1 protein-coding gene is annotated in these 806 nt (G+C 70.1%); it reads left to right on the forward strand.

Annotated features, from left to right (window positions below; genetic code table 11):
* Positions 1–361: 361 nt before the first annotated feature.
* Positions 362–806, forward strand: a 445-nt coding sequence (locus tag VR45_RS41605; RefSeq protein WP_045945185.1) for a hypothetical protein, incomplete at its 3' end; no start/stop codon positions are given.

Below are 806 nucleotides of genomic sequence, written 5' to 3' on the forward strand. Positions count from 1 at the left end.
AGCCAGGTCGATCCTGATCTCGTCCGGGCTGAACGGCATCCAGTCGATGCCGCGGTCGCGCAGTCAATCCGCCGTCAGCCGCGCCAGCTGCGGGCAGCCAGGGAGGCTCTCGTAGGAGAAGAGGGTGACCACTCGTCCGTCTGATCGGTCATGCCGCCCATCATGCCGCGATCCCGCTTCGGGGTGCCCGGCCAAGTGGCCGATGTGGCCTTTTCGGTCAGATCCTGTGCTCAGGACGGGGGATTCAGGACACCGTTCGTGCCCACCCCTCCCCGTCGGGCGGGGTTTCGCATGCTGGACGGGTGCCCCGGTCCCGATCGGGCGGGGGCCTTTCCGCAGCTGTGCACACGGAGGTGGACGGATGAGGTCGGGGATTCGTACATGGGCGCGCGGGGCGGGCGTCGCCCTGCTGGTGGTCGCGGTGGCGGCGCCGGTGGCGGGCGCGACACCCGTCGACACGTCGGCGCAGCCGGGGATGATCGACATCGCTGACCTGCCGCCGGACTCGCTGCCCTGGATGGGCGGGGCGTCCGACGAGCCCGGGTGGAACACCACGGGCCCCTGTTTCTGGCAGTACAACACCAACGACATCCCGGTGGAGAGCGTCTGGAGCGCCGGATTCAACACCTCGGAGACGGCCTCGGCCTACGAGCACGCCCTCGTCCTGCCGACCGAGGCCGAGGCGGTCGCCCTGGCCGAGTCACTCCGGCAGCACTACGCGGGCTGTGCCGACCGTACGCGCGCCGGAAACACGGGTGACATCGTGACCGGGTACGACCACGGATCGATCGCGGTCGAGGAGGGGG

The sequence above is a fragment of the Streptomyces sp. NRRL S-495 genome (genome assembly GCF_000966955.1).
In the GTDB taxonomy this organism is placed as follows: domain Bacteria; phylum Actinomycetota; class Actinomycetes; order Streptomycetales; family Streptomycetaceae; genus Kitasatospora; species Kitasatospora purpeofusca.